General features: G+C 71.9%; 16 protein-coding genes. 13 read left to right on the top strand and 3 right to left on the bottom strand.

What is annotated here, in order from left to right; genetic code table 11:
• Positions 1 to 96: 96 nt before the first annotated feature.
• The gene (locus A5481_RS29110; RefSeq protein ID WP_048434992.1) at positions 97 to 1911 is read left to right on the top strand and encodes an NADPH-dependent assimilatory sulfite reductase hemoprotein subunit; all 1815 of its coding nucleotides are present in this window, start codon (positions 97 to 99) and stop codon (positions 1909 to 1911) included.
• A gap of 127 nt (positions 1912 to 2038) precedes the next feature.
• Here A5481_RS29110 and A5481_RS29105 read toward each other — a convergent pair whose 3' ends face one another.
• Positions 2039 to 2605 carry a glutathione peroxidase gene (locus tag A5481_RS29105; RefSeq protein ID WP_048434991.1) on the bottom strand — a complete coding sequence of 189 codons (567 nt, stop codon included), beginning with the start codon at positions 2603 to 2605 and terminating at the stop codon, positions 2039 to 2041.
• 182 nt (positions 2606 to 2787) lie between these two features.
• Between A5481_RS29105 and A5481_RS29100 the strand changes: the two genes are divergently transcribed.
• Both A5481_RS29100 and A5481_RS29095 read left to right on the top strand, forming a co-directional pair.
• Positions 2788 to 2985, top strand: a complete 198-nt coding sequence (locus A5481_RS29100) for a hypothetical protein (RefSeq protein WP_048434990.1) — start codon at positions 2788 to 2790, stop codon at positions 2983 to 2985.
• Positions 2986 to 3080: 95 nt separating this feature from the next.
• Entirely contained in the window at positions 3081 to 3710 is a 630-nt protein-coding gene (locus A5481_RS29095; protein ID WP_048434989.1) for a TetR/AcrR family transcriptional regulator, read from the top strand.
• 83 nt (positions 3711 to 3793) lie between these two features.
• Here the strand turns inward: A5481_RS29095 and A5481_RS29090 are convergent, their stop codons facing one another.
• A complete protein-coding gene (locus A5481_RS29090) occupies positions 3794 to 5212 on the bottom strand; it encodes an alpha,alpha-trehalose-phosphate synthase (UDP-forming) (protein ID WP_048434988.1) in 1419 nt (472 codons plus the stop codon).
• A gap of 415 nt (positions 5213 to 5627) precedes the next feature.
• On the opposite strand from A5481_RS29090, the gene A5481_RS29085 reads away from it, so the two are divergent.
• From A5481_RS29085 to A5481_RS29045, 9 genes are all read left to right on the top strand, one after another.
• Positions 5628 to 6275 (top strand): hypothetical protein, encoded by a 648-nt coding sequence (locus A5481_RS29085; protein WP_342447346.1) that lies wholly within the window; start codon positions 5628 to 5630, stop codon positions 6273 to 6275.
• A gap of 8 nt (positions 6276 to 6283) precedes the next feature.
• Entirely contained in the window at positions 6284 to 6718 is a 435-nt protein-coding gene (locus A5481_RS29080; RefSeq protein WP_197514264.1) for a phage holin family protein, read from the top strand.
• Entirely contained in the window at positions 6715 to 7110 is a 396-nt protein-coding gene (locus tag A5481_RS29075) for a DUF3618 domain-containing protein (protein ID WP_048434986.1), read from the top strand. Before A5481_RS29080 ends, A5481_RS29075 begins: the two co-directional genes overlap by 4 nt.
• 97 nt (positions 7111 to 7207) lie before the next feature.
• Positions 7208 to 8035, top strand: coding sequence for a hypothetical protein (locus A5481_RS29070; RefSeq protein ID WP_048434985.1), 828 nt, complete (start codon positions 7208 to 7210; stop codon positions 8033 to 8035).
• Positions 8036 to 8167: 132 nt separating this feature from the next.
• On the top strand, positions 8168 to 9280 hold the full coding sequence (locus tag A5481_RS29065; protein WP_048434984.1) for a UV damage endonuclease UvsE: 1113 nt from the start codon (positions 8168 to 8170) through the stop codon (positions 9278 to 9280).
• Positions 9281 to 9318: 38 nt separating this feature from the next.
• Positions 9319 to 9867, top strand: a complete 549-nt coding sequence (locus A5481_RS29060) for an RBBP9/YdeN family alpha/beta hydrolase (RefSeq protein WP_048434983.1) — start codon at positions 9319 to 9321, stop codon at positions 9865 to 9867.
• 3 nt (positions 9868 to 9870) lie between these two features.
• Positions 9871 to 10821 (top strand): class I SAM-dependent methyltransferase, encoded by a 951-nt coding sequence (locus A5481_RS29055; protein WP_156311912.1) that lies wholly within the window; start codon positions 9871 to 9873, stop codon positions 10819 to 10821.
• Positions 10822 to 11240: 419 nt separating this feature from the next.
• Complete coding sequence (locus A5481_RS29050; protein WP_053082423.1) at positions 11241 to 11888, top strand: SCO family protein; 648 nt, start codon at positions 11241 to 11243, stop codon at positions 11886 to 11888.
• Between the two features lie 26 nt (positions 11889 to 11914).
• On the top strand, positions 11915 to 14836 hold the full coding sequence (locus A5481_RS29045; protein WP_053082382.1) for a galactose oxidase-like domain-containing protein: 2922 nt from the start codon (positions 11915 to 11917) through the stop codon (positions 14834 to 14836).
• Positions 14837 to 15018: 182 nt separating this feature from the next.
• Here A5481_RS29045 and panE read toward each other — a convergent pair whose 3' ends face one another.
• Positions 15019 to 15957, bottom strand: coding sequence for a 2-dehydropantoate 2-reductase (gene panE, locus A5481_RS29040; RefSeq protein ID WP_048434261.1), 939 nt, complete (start codon positions 15955 to 15957; stop codon positions 15019 to 15021).
• A gap of 131 nt (positions 15958 to 16088) precedes the next feature.
• Between panE and A5481_RS29035 the strand changes: the two genes are divergently transcribed.
• Positions 16089 to 17393 carry a chloride channel protein gene (locus A5481_RS29035; protein WP_082173143.1) on the top strand — a complete coding sequence of 435 codons (1305 nt, stop codon included), beginning with the start codon at positions 16089 to 16091 and terminating at the stop codon, positions 17391 to 17393.
• Positions 17394 to 17492 lie beyond the last annotated feature (99 nt).

Below are 17492 nucleotides of genomic sequence, written 5' to 3'. Positions count from 1 at the left end.
GGGAGAGGGGATCCCGCGTCTCATTCGGTGCTGTCACGTGCCGGAGATGCCGGTAGATCTTACGCCGTACCCGGCGCCCGAACGGACACCACCCCCATGGCCGACCACAAGACCGCCGACACCCCCACCGCCGAGCGCGTCTACGAGACGCCGCCGACCGAGCGCCCGATCACCGACGCGGAAGCCGCCCGGGCGGCCAAGCTCTCGGCCAACGAGCACATCAAGATCGCCAGCGGCTACCTGCGCGGCACCCTCGCCGATGGGCTCCTGAAGAACGCGACGGGTGCGATCTCGGACGATGACGGGCAGCTCGTGAAGTTCCACGGGATGTACCTGCAGGACGACCGCGACCTGCGGGCCGAGCGGACCAGGAAGAAGCTCGACAAGGCCTATTCCTTCATGATCCGCCTGCGCATCGCCGGCGGCGTCGTGACCCCGAAGCAGTGGCTGATCCTCGACGAGATCGCCCGCACCTACGCCAACGGCACCCTGCGGGCGACGACGCGCCAGACCTTCCAGTATCACGGCGTCATCAAGTCGAACCTCAAGCGCACGATGGCGGCGATCGATGCGGCGCTGCTCGACACGATCGCGGCCTGCGGCGACGTCAACCGCAACGTGATGGCGGCGACGAACCCAGCCCAGAAGGGCGCCCACGAGGCCGCCTACACCCTGGCGAAGGACATCTCCGACAGCCTCTTGCCGAAGACCAATGCCTGGCGCGAGATCTGGCTCGACGGCGAGCGCGTGGTCGGCGGCGACGATGTCGCCGAGGTCGAACCGGTCTACGGCAAGACCTACCTGCCGCGGAAGTTCAAGACCATAGTGGCGGTGCCGCCCTCCAACGAGGTCGACGTCTACGCCCACGACCTCGGCTTCATCGCGATCCTCGACGAGGCGGGCAAGGTGACGGGCTGGAACGTCACCGTCGGCGGCGGCATGGGCATGACCCACGGCGAGACCGATACCTTCCCGCGCACCGCCGACGTGATGCTGTTCGCAGAGCCCGAATACGCCCTCAAGGTCGCCGAGGCGGTGATGACCGTCCAGCGCGACTGGGGCAACCGCAATGTCCGCAAGAACGCCCGCCTGAAGTACACGATCGAGCGCTACGGCCTGAAGGCCTTCCGGGCCGAGGTCGAGAAGCGGGTCGGCCGCGCCTTCCAGGATCCGAAGCCCTTCACCCTCACGGGCAACGGCGACCGCTACGGCTGGGTCGCGGGCGACGACGGCACGCACCACCTGACGCTCTACGTGCCGTCGGGCCGGATCAAGGACGTCGAGGGCGGGCCGCAATTCCTCGCCGGCCTGCGCCGCATCGCCGAGGTGCACCAGGGCGATTTCCGCCTCACCGGCAACCAGAACGTCATCATCGCCAACGTCCCGGCGGACCGGAAGGCCGAGATCGACGCCCTGGTGCAGGAATACCGCCTCACCACCGGCGCGGGCGCGTTGCGCCGCAACAGCCTCGCCTGCGTGGCGCTGCCGACCTGCGGCCTGGCTCTCGCCGAGAGCGAGCGCTACCTGCCGAGCCTGATCGACGAGCTCGAGGAGAGCCTCGCTTCGCACGGCCTCGCCGAGGACGACATCACCATCCGGATGACCGGCTGTCCCAACGGCTGCGCCCGGCCGTTCATCGCCGAGATCGGCCTCGTCGGCCGCGGCCCCGAGCGCTACAACCTCTATCTCGGCGCCGCCTTCGACGGCTCGCGGCTGAGCAAGCTCTACGCCGAGGATGTGACCGCCGCGGATATCCGCCCGAAGCTCGACCCGCTCTTCGCGGCTTATGCCAAGGACCGGACCACGGGCGAGCGCTTCGGAGACTTCGTGATCCGGGCCGGCTACGTGGCGAAGACCGGCAACGGGCCGGACTTCCACGCGCAGACCGGGGCGCAGAAGGCGGTGGCCTGAGCGGGGATCGCGGCGGGTTCGATCGCCCCGCGGATCGTGCCTCCCTCCCACTGACAACTTCAGGATGAGGTTGTCAGTGGGATGAAGCAATCGGTCATGTTCTGCTCTCGCAGAGCGGGCGGTCCCCCTACCCCGCCGCATCCAGCTCCTTCACGATCGCGGCGATCACCCGCGGATCCGTCGGCTCGACCGGCGTCGCGAAGGCGGCGGCGAGGTGGCCGTCGCGGCCGACCAGGTACTTGTGGAAGTTCCAGCGCGGGGTCTCGGCCGGCTTCTCGGACGCCGCCCAGCGGTAGAAGGGGTGGGCCTGCGGTCCCGTCACGCCGGTCTTGGCCACGACCGGGAAGGTCACGCCGTGATTCTTGCGCGCGGCCTCGGCGATCGCGAGCCCGTCGAGGGGCTCCTGGCGCCCGAAATCGGCGGAAGGGACCGCGATCACCGTCAGCCCGCGGGACCCGAACCGGGTCCAGAGCTGCTGCAACCCCGCGAATTGCGGGGCGTAGCCGCAGGCCGTCGCGGTGTTGACGACCAGGATCGGCTTCCCCGCCTGCTCGGCCAGCGCCAGGCTGCCGCCCTCCGGCTTGGCGAAGCTGAAGGCGGAGGCGGTCACGCCGCTCTGGAGCGGGGCGGCCCGGGCCGGGACGGCGAGGGTGCCGGCGAGCAGGAACAGGGCCTCGCGGCGGGCGAGCGGCATCGGGATGCTCCTCGAGAACAGCCCCCCGATTGTCTCCCGGCCTCCGGCGCGGCGCAAGCGACCGCGTATGCTCAAGCTTGAGTCGGGCCGGCGACGGCGTCCCGGCGGCGTCTTGCCGTGAACTTCCGCCCGACTGTCACGTTGTCCGGCGAGAACGACGCCAGACGCGGTGGGAGGTCGACGTGAACCGGCACGAGATCCTGAATTACTTCGAGCATCGGCGCGACGGTGCCTGGGTCTGCACCCGCCCCGTCACCCTGACCACCGCCCGCGAGAGCGTGGCGATCCGGCCCGGGGCGCGGTTCGATTACGGCAAGAAGGTCGGCGGCATCGACCTCGCCGAGTATCTGGAGCGCCTGGGCTCGCAGTTCGGCTCCTGAGCGCTGTCCCGGCCGGGTGACGCAGATGCCACACCTGGGCGATAGGTCGCCGGCGCCTTTTGACCCCGACGCGATCGGCACGATAGGCTTCGCGGATGATCCCTGCCCTGTCCGCACCTCCACCGGCCGAGGAGACCTCGTCCGACACACGCTGCCGCATCCTGGCGACGGCGGAGCGCTTCTTCCGTGAGATCGGCTATCAGAAGACCACGGTGGCCGACATCGCCAAGACCCTGCGGATGAGCCCGGCCAACGTGTACCGCTTCTTCGACTCGAAGAAGGCGATCAACGAGGCCGTGGTGGCGCGCATCATCGGCGAGGTCGAGGCGCGGATCGCCGCGATCGCCGACCGGCCGGGGATCGCGGCCGAGGCGCGCCTGCGCGAGATCATCGTCTTCCTGCACCGCGACGCCGTCGGCCGCTTCACCGGCCATCCGCGCATGCACGAGATGATCGAGGCGGCGATGTCCGAGAGCTGGAACGTCTGCCGCCACCACGTCGACCGGATCACCGCCGTGCTGGAGCGCGTCATCGCCGACGGCGCGGCCAAGGGCGAATTTGCCGCCGAGGATCCGGCGGTGGCGGCGCGCTGCGTTCACACGGCGATCGTGCGCTTCTGCCACCCGGTCCTGGTGGTGCAGTGCCCGGAGGATTTCGTGCCGGCGCTCGACGCGATGATCGCGTTCCTGATGGGGGCGCTGCGGGCGGGGCCGCGGGTGGCGTAACCCGCTCTCAAATCGAACGATAATATCTGACGGTCGCCGCGGACGAACCCTCCCCGCGGAGGGGGGAGGGTTGAACCGGCGCCCTACCGGGCCTCCGCCTCCGCCGGCGGCTCGCGCTCGACGGTGCGGAATCCCTCCAGCTCGCCGAGGTAGCTCCGCGCCCACCAATCCACGTCCTCGCGCGCCATGCGCTCGAACATCGGCTTCCAGCGCTCGACCCGCTCGGCCTTCGGCATGTAGAGGGCGGCGCGGATGGCCTCGGCCACCTCGAACCGGTCGTAGGGGTTGACCAGCAGCGCCTCGGGCATCTGCCGGGCGGCGCCGGCGAACTTGGAGAGCACCAGCACGCCCGGATCGTCCTCGCTCTGGGCGGCGACGTATTCCTTGGCGACGAGGTTCATGCCGTCGCGCATCGGGGTCACCACGCCGACCCGCGCCGCGCGGTAGAGCCCGGCCAGCACCGCGCGCGGATAGGCCTTGGTGACGTACTGGATCGGCGTCCAGGACGGTTCGCCCAGCGAGCCGTTGATGTTGCCGAGCACCTCGTTCACGTCGCGGCTGAGCTGCTCGTATTCCGGCACCTCGGTGCGCGACTTCGGGGCGATCTGCAGGAAGACGACGTTGCCGCGCTGGTCGGGATTCGAGGCGAAGAAGCGCTCCACCGCCTCCATCCGCTCGGGCACGCCCTTGGAATAGTCGAGCCGGTCGACGCCGATCAGCAGCTTGCGGGTGCGCAGGCCCGCCACCGTGTCGCGCACGGTGCGGTTCATGCCGGCGCGCTCGGCCGCCTGGCGGAAGCCGTCGACGTCGATGCCGATCGGGAAGCTGCGGATCCGGGTGCGGCGCCCGTCGACCATCAGCGAGCCGCCGCCGAGCGGGATCGCCCTGAGCTCGTCGACGAGGTTGCGCGACAGGTTGTGCACGTCGCTGTCGGTCTGGAGGCCGATCAGGTCGTAGTCGGAGACCGCGCGCAGGAGCTCGGTCGAGGCCGGCAGGGTGTTGAACACCTCGCCCGACGGCCAGGGGATGTGATGGAAGTAGCCGATCGGGTTCGAGACCCCGAGGCCCCTGAGCTCCGAGGCGAGCGGGATCAGGTGGTAGTCGTGGACCCAGATCAGGTCGCCCGGCTCGATCAGGCCCGCGAGCGCCTGGGCGAAGATGCGGTTGACGCGCTGGTAGCCGGCGTAGTCGGCCCGCGAGAACGCCGCCAAGCCGAGGCGGTAATGCATGATCGGCCAGAGCGCCCGGTTGGCGAAGCCGCTGTAATACTCGCGGTGGTCCTGGGGCGAGAGGTCCATCACCGCGTACTGCACCCGGCCCCGGTCGGCGATGACCGGCTCGGAGGACGGGTTGTCGGTGATCTTGCCGCTCCAGCCGAACCACAGCCCCTTGTAGGCCGTGAAGGCCTCTTTCAAGGCGACGGCGAGCCCGCCGGCCGCGACCGCCTTCGAGCCCGATTCCGGGACGGCGACGCGATTCGACACGATGATGAGGCGTGACACGGCGGGTATGGACTCCGGCTGCACGGACCTGGAGCATTTTCCGACGAGGTGGGCACCGGTTCGTCGAAGAAAATGCGGCAAAACTGGGAATCCGGAGCCCCATCCGGTCGCCAGGCGACCGGATGGGGCTCCGGCGGGGCGGGAACGTCGCCGCGTCCATCCGCCCCCGACGGAGAAAACGCGCGGTGAGCAAGCGCGATCCCGCGGATTTGGTCAACCCTTCCGGTGAATCCGGGACGTGCCGCACCCGGACCGGCTGTGCCCGGCGCTCCACAGGAATCCTGCCGCGTTTCCTCCTTGGTTGAGGCCGGAACCGGGCGCCTTGGCTGCTGTTACTCGCAATATCGTCGCATGTGTTCGGCGCGGCGGCCGGTCCGGCCTGCCCGCCGCGCCGCCCAAGGATGGAGTGCCCCTGATGAGCGCGGGTTACGAGAGCGGACAGCACCGGGCCGAGGACCGGGGTGCCCCCGGCGAGCGTCCGGCGGATTGGAACGACCTGCGGTCGGACGTGCGTCAGCTCGGCGACGTCGCGATGGAACGCGGCTTCAGCCTGGTCGAATCGGCCCGCGAGCAGGTCCACGGCTACGTCGATCGCCGCAAGGGCGACGCCGCCCAGTCGGTGTCGGATCTCGCCCAGGCCCTGCGCGAGTCCGGCGGCAAGCTCGATCAGCAGCCGAACGTGAAGGCGTTCTTCGACAGCGCGGCGGAAGGCCTGGAGCAGCTCTCCGGCTCGATCCGCGAGCGCAGCTTCGAGGATTTCTACGGCGAGATCGAGTCGGTGGCCCGGCGCCGTCCGGCCGCGGTCGCCGTCGCGACCTTCCTCACCGGCTTCCTCGCCGCCCGCTTCATCCGCGCCTCGGCCCAGCCCGCCCCCGTGCTCGACGGCCGCGAGGCCTTCCGCGATGCGCAGGCGCGCGCCCGCGGCACCTACGACCGGGCGGCCGACACGTTCGGCGCGCGCGATGCCGGCTACCGCGACGTGCCCGGCGCCCACAGCGAGCCCGAGACCGCCCGCCCCGACCCGTACCGCACCGGCGCGCCCGGCCCGCGCTACTCGGCCTGACCGGGGGGATGTCCGCGATGGCCGACCCCGCTTCCGGCCGCCCGACAGGCGGCCCCGCCGCGCCCGGCAGCATCCAGGGTCTCCTGGGTGACGCCCTGCGCGAGACCACCGATCTCGCCCGCAAGGAGATCGCCCTCTTCCGCACCGAGATGTCGAACAACCTGAGGTCGCTGTTCCTCGGCCTCGGCATGATGGTCGGCGCCGCGGTCTTCGCCGTGGTCGCCCTCCTGGTGCTCACCGACGCCCTGGTGAAGTGGCTCGCCACGGTGGTGCACTCCGAGGCGCTCGCCGCCCTGATCGTCGGGGCGGTGTTCCTGGCGATCGGCATCGGGCTCGCCCTGTGGGGCCGCAGCGCGATGTCCCTGTCCACGCTGACGCCGACCCGCACCACGCGCCAGGTGCGCCAGGATGCGAGGGTCCTGTCCGAGAGGGTGTCGGGATGACCCAGTCGATCAACGAGCTCGAACACGACATCGAGGAGACCCGGGCCCGCCTCGACCGGACGATCGACCAGATCCAGGGCCGGCTCTCGCCGGCCAGCCTCGTCGACGAGATGCTCGGCACGGTGCGCCAGTCGCCGGCGAGCGGCCTCTACGACGGGGCGCTCGCGGCGGTGCGGCGCAACCCCGTGCCGGTGATGCTGATCGTCGCCGGCGTCGGCTGGCTCGTCCACCGGGTCGCCCGCGAGTCGCAGCGGCGCCAGCACCTCGAGGCGACGATGAACGGCGCCGAGGCGGTGCCGGTGCTGAACACCGGCGCGGCCCGGGTCTACGACCCCGACCGGCCGACCTCCCACCCGGCCGCGGACCGCGTCGCCGACGGCATGCGGATGTAGGGGACGCCGGCCCCGCGCCGGCGCCCCTCCCTCGATCTCTCGATTGGCCGCAGGCGTCCGACGCGACCGTCGCACCCTGCCTCGGAGTACAAGAGTCATGGCAGAGCACACCATCAACCCGGCCAATCCGGGTGCGCCTTCGGCCCATACCCCCGCCACCGGCCCCGAGCGCAACCTGCACCAGGACCACGACACCGTCCGCCAGAACCTCGACGCGGCGCAGGGCGCGGCGAGCCATGCGGCGCACGGCGCCGGCCAGACCGCCCGCGACGCCGCCGACGCGGTGAAGGACGCCGCCTCCGACGCCTCCGAGAAGGTCGCCGACACCGCCTCCGCCATCGGCGACCGCATCAGCCAGACCGCCGAGCAGCTGCGCGCCAAGGCCGACGCCGCCGCCGACCGGCTGAAGCAGGGCGCCAGCGACGCGGTGAACCGTGCCCACGCCCAGGCGAGCCAGACCTACGGCGCCGTCGGCGGCCGCAGCGCCGACACGATCGACCGTGCCCGCGACTGGGCCAACGACCGGATCGAGACCGGCTCGCGCCGCTACGCCGACCTGCGCGACCGCGGCAGCGACCGCCTCGCGCAAGGCCAGAACGCGGTCGAGCGCTTCGTCACCGAGAACCCGGTGCTCGTCGGCGTCGTCGGCCTCGCCGCCGGCATGCTGCTCGGCGCGCTGCTGCCGCGCACCCGCCAGGAGGACCAGACGGTCGGCGCTTACGCCGACGAGGTCCGCGACCAGGGCCTGCGCTACGCCCGCGAGGCGACGGAGCGCGGGCGCCAGTTCGTCGAGAGCGCCCTCGACCAGGCCCAGGACGCCGCCGTCGCGGCCGCCCACGCCGCCTCGGACGAGCTGCGCAGGAACCAGCCGGATCAAGGTCCGGGTCGTACCGGCACCGGCGAGCCGGGCCGGCAGACGCACTGATCCCGGCATCCCCGATCAGACTCGCCCCGATCACCTTGGCCGGCCCCTCGGGGCCGGCTTTTTCATCGTCGCATCCTCTGCTTCCTGTCGGTATCCCGGGACCCGCGGCGCATCGTGCCGCGTTGCCGCTCCATGACCGCCTCCCCCGCCCCCCGCCTCGGCTTCTGCTGCAAGTTCATCCCGGACGAGGAGCCCGGCCGGCACAAGACGATCAAGGCCGCCAAGGACGCCGCGCTGACGATGAACGTCACCACGGTGACGATCGCGCATCTGCGCCGGCTCGATCCGGCGGCGGCGCGCGAGAAGCTGGTCTCGGTCGTGACGCACAACCTCGCGGCGATGGGACGGCAGGTCGCCTGGGTGGCGGGCCGGCCGCCGCTGGAGCGCCTCCTGCGCCTCGCGAGCTCGATCCTGCCCGGCTACACCCACCCTGAGGTGCGCGACCTCTACGCCGACCCCGCCTTCCGCCGTACCATCGAGGCGGGGCTCGCGGCCGTCGGCGAGGCGGCGCGGGCCGGCGGCGTGCGGCTCAGCATGCATCCGGGCCCGTTCTGCATCCTGGCGAGCCGCAACCCGGCGGCGCTCGAGAACGGCATCGCCGAACTCGACTACCACGCCGAGGTGATGGCGATGATGGGCTACGGCGGCGGCTGGCACCCGCACGGGGCCCACGTCAACATCCATGTCGGCGCCCGCGACCCCGGGGTCGCGGCGTTCCGGGAGAACCTGTCCCGCGTCTCGCAGGCCGCCCGCGACCTCGTCACGGTCGAGAACGACGAATCCGCCTTCGGGCTCGACGAGGTCCTGCGCCTCTCCGACAGGGTGCCGGTGGTGCTCGACCTGCACCATCACTGGATCCACAGCCGCGGCGACTACATCGAGCCCGACGATCCCAGGATCGCCCGGGTGATCGCGTCCTGGCGCGGGGTGCGCCCGATCGGCCATGTCAGCGTCTCGCGCGAGGACGTGCTGCCCGGCCACGATCCCGACGCCCTGCCCGATTTCGCCGCGCTCACCGGGGCCGGCCTCAAGGGCCGGGACCTCGCCGCCCATTCCGACATGATGTGGAACCGGGCCTTCAACGACTACACGGCCCGCCACCTCGCCTGGTGCGACATCGAGGTCGAGGCCAAGCTGAAGAACCGCGCCTCCACGGGGCTGGCGCTCCATGTCGGACCCGTGCTCGCCGGCGTCGCCCCGGCGGTGCCGGCCGCCCCGGCGGTGCCGCCGCTCGCCGCGGAGTAGCCCTCGACGCTGAGGCGTCCTGCCTGTAACGGTGCGGCATGAAATCGGCCGATTGCGACATCCTCGTCGTCCCGGGCTACACCAATTCCGGGCCCGACCACTGGCAGAGCCGCTGGCAGGAGCGGCTCTCGACCGCGCGCCGCGTCACCCAGGAGAGCTGGGACCACCCCGAGCCCGAGGCCTGGCGCGACGCCGTGATCGCGGCGGTGCAGGCGGCGAGCCGGCCGGTGGTGCTGGTGGCCCACAGCCTCGGCGTCGTCTCCTGCATCCAGGCGGCGCCCTACCTGGCCAGGGGGGCGGTCGCCGGTGCCTTCCTGGTGGCCCTGCCGGATATCGAGCGGCCCGACACGCCCGCCGTCCTGCGGGCCTTCGCGCCGATCCCGCGCGAGCCCCTGCCCTTCCCGGCGGTCCTGGTGACGAGCCGCACCGATCCCTACACCGCCTACGATCGCGCGGCCGGGTTCGCCGCCGCCTGGGGCGCCGAGCTCGTCGATGCCGGCGAATCCGGCCACCTCAACGCCGAGAGCGGGCACGGGCCCTGGCCCGAGGGGCTGATGCGCTTCGCCGGCTTCCTGCGCAGCCTCTGAGTCGTGGTTGCCTCCCTCGACATGGTCGAGCCGGCGACGGCGGCGACCTTCCGCGAGGCCGATTACCTCGCGGCCAACCCGGACATCCAGCTCGCGGTGCGCGAGGGCCGGCTCGCCAGCGGGCGGGCCCACTTCGAGCGTCACGGCCTGCGCCAGGGCCGGCGCCAGAGCCGCCTGCCCGAGGGGCTGGAGGCGATGCGGGCCGGGAAGCTCGCGCGCCTGGCGCCGCTGATGCGCGACGACCTGCCCCACCGCCGCGTCGGCGAGAAGTACGACTATCTCAGCGAGGCGCTGCGGGCGCTGTCGGGCGCCGAGGACAGCCCGAACGTCTCGCAGAACGCCTATGACGGCCACGTCCAGGAGCTGATCGAATCCAATCCCGACGGGCTGGTCCTCGATTGCGGCGCGGGACGGCGCGACCGCTACTACGCCAACGTCGTCAACCTCGAGATCGCCGATTACGACACGACCGACGTGCTCGGCATCGGCGAGGTGCTGCCGTTTCGCGACGCCAGCTTCGACGGGGTGATCTCGATCGCGGTGCTGGAGCACGTCCGCGACCCCTTCGCCTGCGCCCGCGAGATCGCCCGGGTGCTCAAGCCCGGCGGAAGACTGGTCTGCGCCGTGCCGTTCCTGCAGCCGCTGCACGGCTATCCGCATCATTACTACAACATGACCGGCGAGGGGCTGCGCAACCTGTTCGCCGATCACCTCGCGGTCGACCACCAATACGTCCCGGCCTCGCTGCTGCCGATCTGGAGCCTGACCTGGATGATCCAGTCCTGGGCCGCCGGCCTGCCGCCGGACGTGCGCAAGCGCTTCCTGTCGCGCCGCCTCTCCGACTTCACCGCCGACCCGCTCTCGCTCCTCAAGGAGCCCTACGTGACGCAGCTCAGCGAGCAGAAGAACCTGGAGCTGGCGAGCGGGACCTACCTGTTCGCGCACAAGGAGTAGCGGGGCGGGAGAGCCCGGGCGTCCTGCCGCCGACGCCGCCTCGGGGCGAGCGGGGTACGGGGAGCCATCCGTCCGTGAGCCCCGATCCGCGTCGCGCAAACCAAGCGACGCGCGGCCCCGCGACGACGAGGGCGTGCGGCCGCTCCGCCGGCGGCCGGACCGGAGCCGATCTTGCTGCCATCCCGGCTTGCCCCGGGTTTCCTCGCGAGCTCCGCCGTTTCTAACGGAAACATCCGTCTTTCATTAATCGTGAATTCCGTTCTTGCGGTCTTGTACTTCAGGTTGCATCGGCGACGACAGGCCTGTCCGCAGCGGAATGCGAGTCATGATTCGTTATCCGCGGCCGATTACCGGATCTCAACATCCCTGCCCCAGGGTCGGTCCTGCGACAACCGGATGATGGATTGCGACACCGAACCATGTGGCCGGCCCTGAAGACCCTCGCGGCCCTCGCGATCACCCTGCCCCTCTGGGGCATCCCCAGTACCGCCGCGGTCGAGCCGCGGACGAGCCCTGCGGCGGCATCCCGGAGCGACTTGGCCACCCTGCTCTGGCCCGCGGGCGGACCGCGGCGGGTCGACCAGCGCGGCGCATCCTTGTCTCCCGCGGACCTGCGCGACCGGATCGCCGTGGTGGCGTTCGTGGCGCCGGATTGCTCGATCGTCTGCGTCACCCGCATACTCGACCTCGACCGGGTCGCCAAGGCCCTGCCGGAGGCGCTGCGCGACCGGGCCGTGTTCCTCGCCGTCTCCCTCGACGACCGGAGGGACGGGACGCCCACGTTGCGCGCCTTCGCCGAGGGCACCGCCGGGGCGGGCACGCGCCTGCGCTTCCTCGCCGGCGATCCGGCCTGGACCGCGGCGATTGCCGCGATGCTGCGCTACCCGGCGGCCTCCCTGCCCGAGCCCCCGCCGCAGGTCATGCTGTTCGACCGGCGCGGCGGGATCGCCATGAGCTACGGCGGCGACCCGCTCGACAGGCCGCGGCTCGCCGCCGACATCGCCCTCCTCGACAGCTTCCCGCAGGGCCTCGACGCGGCCCCCGCGGGCGACGCCCACCCCCTCTGACCCGTCCCACCCGAGAGACCGCACCGATGACCGCCCCGATCCCGGCCGGGCGCCGCCCGCGCCTGCGCGACGCCGCCCTCCTCTCCGCCACGATCCTGGCGACCGGCCTCCTCTCCCCCGCCCACGCCGCGCAGTTCGGCGTCGTGGTGAACCAGGTCGCCGACCCGGTGCTGGGGAGCGTGCCGCTCCCCGACAATGCCCCCACGATGGGCGTGTTCTCGGGCGTGCAGAACTGGCCGATGAACGCCATCACCCTCGGATTGCTGCCGAGCGGCAAGGTCGCGTCCTATGGGACGCCGGGCGGCAACCCCGGCACCCAGGACGGCCGCACCTTCGACATCTGGGACCCGACGCAAGGCATCGCCGGCGGCCACGTCACGCTGCCGGGCATCGCGGGCGTCAACAGCTTCTGCGCCGCGCAGGCCTTCCGGACCGATGGGTCGCTGTTCATCGCCGGCGGCATCTTCGACAACGGCAACGACAAGGGCAGCGTGCTGCTCAACAACACCGGCACCGGCGTCGGCACGATCGGCGCCAAGCTCGCCAACGACCGCTACTACTCGTCGATGATCACGCTGCCCAACGGCCAGCAGCTGATCATGGGCGGCTCCTACCCCTATCAGGGCGGCTGGGCCGACCCGCAGGGCAGCATCGACAAGGGCCTGATGACCGGGATGACCCCGGAGATCTACGACGGCTTCCAGTGGCGCAGCCTGTTCGGCGCCAAGAGCCGCGATGCGTTCGGGCCCGACAACAACAGGTGGTGGTACCCCCGCGCCTGGGTCGCCCCGAACGGCAAGGTGTTCGGCATCACCGCCGACAAGATGTGGTTCCTCGACCCGACCGGCAACGGCGCGGTCACGGCGACGGCCTTCAAGGAGCCGCAGCGCCAGGCCTCCTCGGCCACCGACGCGCCGAATGTCGGCCCGGTCTCGACCGCGGCGATGTTCGACACCGGCAAGATCCTGCAGGTCGGCGGCAACAGCTACGACAACGGAACGGGCTTCCTGGCGAGCAGCCGCGCCACGGTGGTCGACATCACCCGCGGCACCCCGGTGGTGACCGACACCGCGCCGATGGCTTACGGCCGCGGCTGGGCCAACGCCACGGTCCTGCCGACCGGCCAGGTCGCCGTCACCGGCGGCAGCAAGTGGAACGACCGCGGCGACGGCGACATCGTGCTGCAATCCGAGATCTGGGACCCGAAGACCGGCCGCTGGTCGCTCGGCGCCTCGGGCGGGGTCTATCGCGGCTACCACTCGACCGCGATCCTGATGCAGAACGGCGCCCTGCTGCTGGCCGGCGGCGGCGCACCGGGCCCGGTCAACAACCAGAACGCCGAGGTGTTCTACCCGCCCTACCTGTTCACCACCGTCGACGGCAAGACGGCGCTGGCGCCCCGGCCGCAGATCGTCAGCCTCTCGACCGCGCAGCTCCAGCACGGCCAGTCGATGCAGTTCGAGCTCACCTCGCAGAACGGCCTGTCGCAGGTCGTGCTGGTCGGCCTGAGCACGGTCACCCACAGCTTCAACTCGGGCCAGCGCCGCTACCCCGCCGCCTTCACCCAGGCCGGCAACGCCGTGACCGTGCAGGCGCCGGCCAGCGCCAACCTCGCGCCTCCCGGCTACTACCAGCTCGTCGCGATCGACCAGAAGGGCGTGCCCTCCCCGGGCGTCATCGTCGCGCTCGGTGCCGGCGTCGCGGCGCCCGCGCGGGTCGCGGCCCCGGGCGTGGTCGCCGCCGCGAGCGGCGGGCAGAACGGCGGCACCGGCGGGTCGGCCGGCGGCACGGGCGGGGGCACCGGCGGCGGCACGGGCACCCTCGCCAACGGCGCGGCCTCGTTCCTGAAGGCCTCGCATTCGGGGCTCTGCCTGGCCGTCGCGGCCGGTGACCGCAGCGACGGCGGCATCGTCTCGCAGCAATTCTGCACCGGCGCGGCCGAGCAGACCTGGACCGCGCAGGCCGGCAACGGCGGCACCGCCTATGTCAACAAGGCGTCGGGCAAGTGCCTCGACCTGAGCCTGCTCAAGCCCCCGGCGGCCCCCGGCACCCCGATCACGCAATGGACCTGCACCGGCGGCACCAACCAGGCCTGGACCCAGCGGCCCCAGAACGGCGGCATCGCCCTGGTCTCGGTCAATAACGGGACCCTCTGCACCGACGTCTGGAACGGCGCGACGCAGCCCGGCGCCGTGACGGCGGCCTGGACCTGCCACGGCGGGGGCAACCAGACCTTCCTCGTCGCGCCGACCGACGGCGCGAGCGCCATGCCGGCCTCGACCGGCCAGTGGACGCAGATCGGCGTCGCCGCCGCCCGCGTCTCGGTCGGGACGGACGGCACCCTCGTCACCCTCAATGCCGACACCAAGACGCCCTGGCGCTACGGGAGCGACAACAACTGGACGCCGCTTCCGGGGACGTTCACCGACATCGCCGTCATCAGCGCCACCAGCATCTACGGCGTCGGCACCGACACCAACGTCTACCGCTACAACGGCCAGGCCTGGACCATGGTCGGCACCAACGCGAAGGCGATCGCCGCCGCGGACGGCACGGTCCTGATCGCCAACGGCAACAACGACCTCTGGCTCAAGCAGTCGGACGACAACGCGAATGCCTGGCGACAGCTGCCCGGCAAGGCGCTCAAGGTCGCGGTCATGAACCGCAACAGCCTGTGGTACGTCGGGACGGACAACCGGGTCTATCGCGGCGACCCGGGCGGCAACTGGGTCGCCGTCGGGCCCGATGCGGTCGAGATCGCGGCCTCGCCCGACGGCAGCGTCGTGGTGACGAACGTCACCAGCCAGCTGATGTGGCGCAAGACCGGCGACACCGCGACCGGGAACTGGGCGCTGGTCGATCCGGCTTTCAAGGCGACGGCCGTCACGATCCCGAACGCCCAACGGGCGATCGTCGTCGGCGCCGACCGCAACATCTACCGCTGGTAGCGCGTCGTCGCGGGGCCGGTGCGCCGGCCCCGCGCCCGCGGATCGTTGTCGTCCAAGGCCCCCGGCGCCGACGCGCCGGGGGCCTCTGCGTCGGGAGCGCCTCACGATCGCGACGCCCTTCGAGTCGTCGCTGTGCGGCCTCTTCTGCGACGAACCGGTCTGCGCCTCGTCGGAAGAATGCCCTATCCCTGCTCCCGCGCCCGCCGGCTCTCGTAGGCCTTGAGGTGGGTGTAGGCGGTCGCGAGGTACGGCCGGCTCCCGTCCGGATCCGCCGCGCGGCCGCGGGCGAGGAGGTCGCCGACGATGTGGTCGGCCTCGATCCGGGCGTTCTTCTGGATGTCGCGCAGCATCGAGGCGGTGAAGCCGGAGCCCGCCGCCGTCAGGGTGCCGCGGCTCGTCTCCAGGAACTTCTCCCGCGGCGCGTGGCCGGCGCCGGCCGCGATGGCGCGGCACTCGTCGAGCAGGCCCAGCATGAGTTCGCGCCCGCCGGGTGCGGCCACGATGTCGCCGACCGGCGCCCGCATCAGGCAGGTGCCGCAGGCGAGCGTCGCGAGGAACACCCACTTCTCCCACATCTCAAGCAGGATCTTCTCGCTGAGCCGGGCGGTGAAGCCCGCCCCCTCCATCACCGCGGCGACCCGGGCGATCCGCTCCGAGCGGGTCCCGTCGCGCTCGCCGAAGGTCAGCGCGTGCAGCTCGCTCATCTGCACGATCTCCCCCTCGGGCGAGAGCGTCGCCGCGATGGCGCAGGAGCCGCCGAGCACCCGCTCCGGCCCGAAGCGCGCGTCGAGCGCGTCGAGATGCGCCATCCCGTTGAGGATCGGCAGCACCAGCGTGCCCGGCCCGACCGCGGGCGCGACGTCGTCGAGGGCGCCGGCGAGGTCGTAGGCCTTGCAGCTCAGGAGCACGAGGTCGAACGGTCCGGGGATCGTCGCCGCCGTCACGGTCCGCGGCGCGTCGATGCGGATATCCCCGAGCGGGCTCCTCACCGCGAGCCCGGCCTGCGCGAGGCGCGCCGCCCGCCCCTCGCGGACCAGGAAGGTCACGTCGCGCCCGGCCGCCGCCAGCCGCGCGCCGAAATACCCGCCGGTCGCCCCGGCCCCTACCACCAGCACCCGCATGCCGTCCCTCCTGCCCTATCGTCACGCCTGACCTGCTCCGGCGGAGCTTCGCATTGCCGGCGGTTTCGTCCAAGGTGGCCGCCAGTCTGACGGATCGAGGATTGCGGCGCGTGCGGGGTTTGAGGGGACGGATGCCGGGGCCGCGGGACCTCGTCGGGGTCTGGGGCCGGCGCGGGCTGTTCGTGGTCGGGGGAATCGCGGTCGGCGCCGCGGCGGTGCTGATGGCCTACCTGGCGGACGCGGCGCAGTCGGCGTTCCGCACGGTGCTCGGGGTCTCGCCGCTGATCGCCCTCGTCCTCACCCCGTTCGGGTTCGGTCTCGCGGCGCTCCTCGCCCGCACGGTCTTCCCGAACTCGCAAGGTAGCGGCATCCCGCAGGTGATCGCCGCCCGCGACATCGACGACGCCGCCCTGCGTCATCCCCTGGTCTCCCTGCGGACCGCCGCCGGCAAGATCGTGGTGATGACGCTCGGCCTGTTCTGCGGCGCCTCGACCGGGCGCGAGGGGCCGACGGTGCAGGTGGGCGCCGCCCTGATGGCGGCGGCAGGACCCCTCGCGCCGGAGCGCCAGCGCGGCCTGCTGCTCGCCGGCGGCGCCGCCGGGGTGGCGGCGGCCTTCAACACGCCGCTCGCCGGCATCGTGTTCGGGATCGAGGAGCTCAGCCGCTCCTACGAGGCCAAGACCTCGAGCCTGATCCTCGGGGCGATCATCGCGGCGGGCCTGACCTCGCTCGCGCTGGTCGGCAACTACACCTATTTCGGCACCACCGCCGACACCCTGCCGCTGCGGGCCTGGGCCGTGGCGCCGCTCTGCGGCATCCTCGGCGGGCTCGCTGGCGGGCTGTTCAGCCGCATCGTCATCGCGGTCTCCTGCGGCGGCCTGCCCGGGATGCTCGGGCGGTTCGTCTCGGGCCGGCCGGTGGTCTTCGCCGCCCTGTGCGGCCTCGGCGTCGCCCTGTGCGGGCTCCTCACCGACGGGCACGTCTACGGCACCGGCTACGAGCAGGCGAAGGCGCTGCTGCACGGCACCGCCGAGACCCATGCCTGGTTCGGTCCGCTGAAATTCGTCGCCACGACCCTGTCGTCGATCAGCGGCATCCCGGGCGGGCTGTTCGCCCCCTCGCTCGCGGTCGGGGCGGGCCTGGGCGCCGAGGTCGCCGCGCTGTTCGACGGCGTGCCGGTCGGCGCCGTGGTGCTGGTCGGGATGGTGGCCTACCTGACCGGCGTCCTGCAGGCGCCGATCACCTCGTTCGTCATCGTCTCGGAGATGACGGAGAACCACGCCCTGGTGATCCCCCTGATGATCGCCGCGCTCATCGCCGACGCGGCCTCGAAGCTGGTCTGCCCGGAGGGGCTCTACCACGCGCTCGCCGAGCCGATGGTCGAGCGCATCACCGGGCGCCGGGCCCACGCGCCGGAGGTGAGCGGGCCGGCGTGAGGCCCGTCCGGAACGGATCGACGCGACGACCCGCCCGGTCGCTCCGGTCCCGCGGCGCGGAACCCGGAACGACCGGACGGGTGTCGGAGCCGTCGGGAG

The organism is Methylobacterium platani (genome assembly GCF_001653715.1).
Taxonomy (GTDB): Bacteria; Pseudomonadota; Alphaproteobacteria; order Rhizobiales; family Beijerinckiaceae; genus Methylobacterium; species Methylobacterium platani.
This window is presented reverse-complemented; position numbering and strand designations above follow the sequence as displayed.

What these genes read in the sequence shown, in the direction of transcription:
- A5481_RS29080 (WP_197514264.1), top strand. Translation starts at nt 6,284, where the DNA reads ATGTCCGCGATGGCCGACCCCGCTTCCGGCCGCCCGACAGGCGGCCCC.
- A5481_RS29105 (WP_048434991.1), bottom strand. Translation starts at nt 2,605, where the DNA reads ATGCCGCTCGCCCGCCGCGAGGCCCTGTTCCTGCTCGCCGGCACCCTC.
- A5481_RS29070 (WP_048434985.1), top strand. Translation starts at nt 7,208, where the DNA reads ATGGCAGAGCACACCATCAACCCGGCCAATCCGGGTGCGCCTTCGGCC.
- A5481_RS29095 (WP_048434989.1), top strand. Translation starts at nt 3,081, where the DNA reads ATGATCCCTGCCCTGTCCGCACCTCCACCGGCCGAGGAGACCTCGTCC.
- A5481_RS29075 (WP_048434986.1), top strand. Translation starts at nt 6,715, where the DNA reads ATGACCCAGTCGATCAACGAGCTCGAACACGACATCGAGGAGACCCGG.
- A5481_RS29050 (WP_053082423.1), top strand. Translation starts at nt 11,241, where the DNA reads ATGTGGCCGGCCCTGAAGACCCTCGCGGCCCTCGCGATCACCCTGCCC.
- panE (WP_048434261.1), bottom strand. Translation starts at nt 15,957, where the DNA reads ATGCGGGTGCTGGTGGTAGGGGCCGGGGCGACCGGCGGGTATTTCGGC.
- A5481_RS29065 (WP_048434984.1), top strand. Translation starts at nt 8,168, where the DNA reads ATGACCGCCTCCCCCGCCCCCCGCCTCGGCTTCTGCTGCAAGTTCATC.
- A5481_RS29110 (WP_048434992.1), top strand. Translation starts at nt 97, where the DNA reads ATGGCCGACCACAAGACCGCCGACACCCCCACCGCCGAGCGCGTCTAC.
- A5481_RS29085 (WP_342447346.1), top strand. Translation starts at nt 5,628, where the DNA reads ATGAGCGCGGGTTACGAGAGCGGACAGCACCGGGCCGAGGACCGGGGT.
- A5481_RS29060 (WP_048434983.1), top strand. Translation starts at nt 9,319, where the DNA reads ATGAAATCGGCCGATTGCGACATCCTCGTCGTCCCGGGCTACACCAAT.
- A5481_RS29045 (WP_053082382.1), top strand. Translation starts at nt 11,915, where the DNA reads ATGACCGCCCCGATCCCGGCCGGGCGCCGCCCGCGCCTGCGCGACGCC.
- A5481_RS29035 (WP_082173143.1), top strand. Translation starts at nt 16,089, where the DNA reads ATGCCGGGGCCGCGGGACCTCGTCGGGGTCTGGGGCCGGCGCGGGCTG.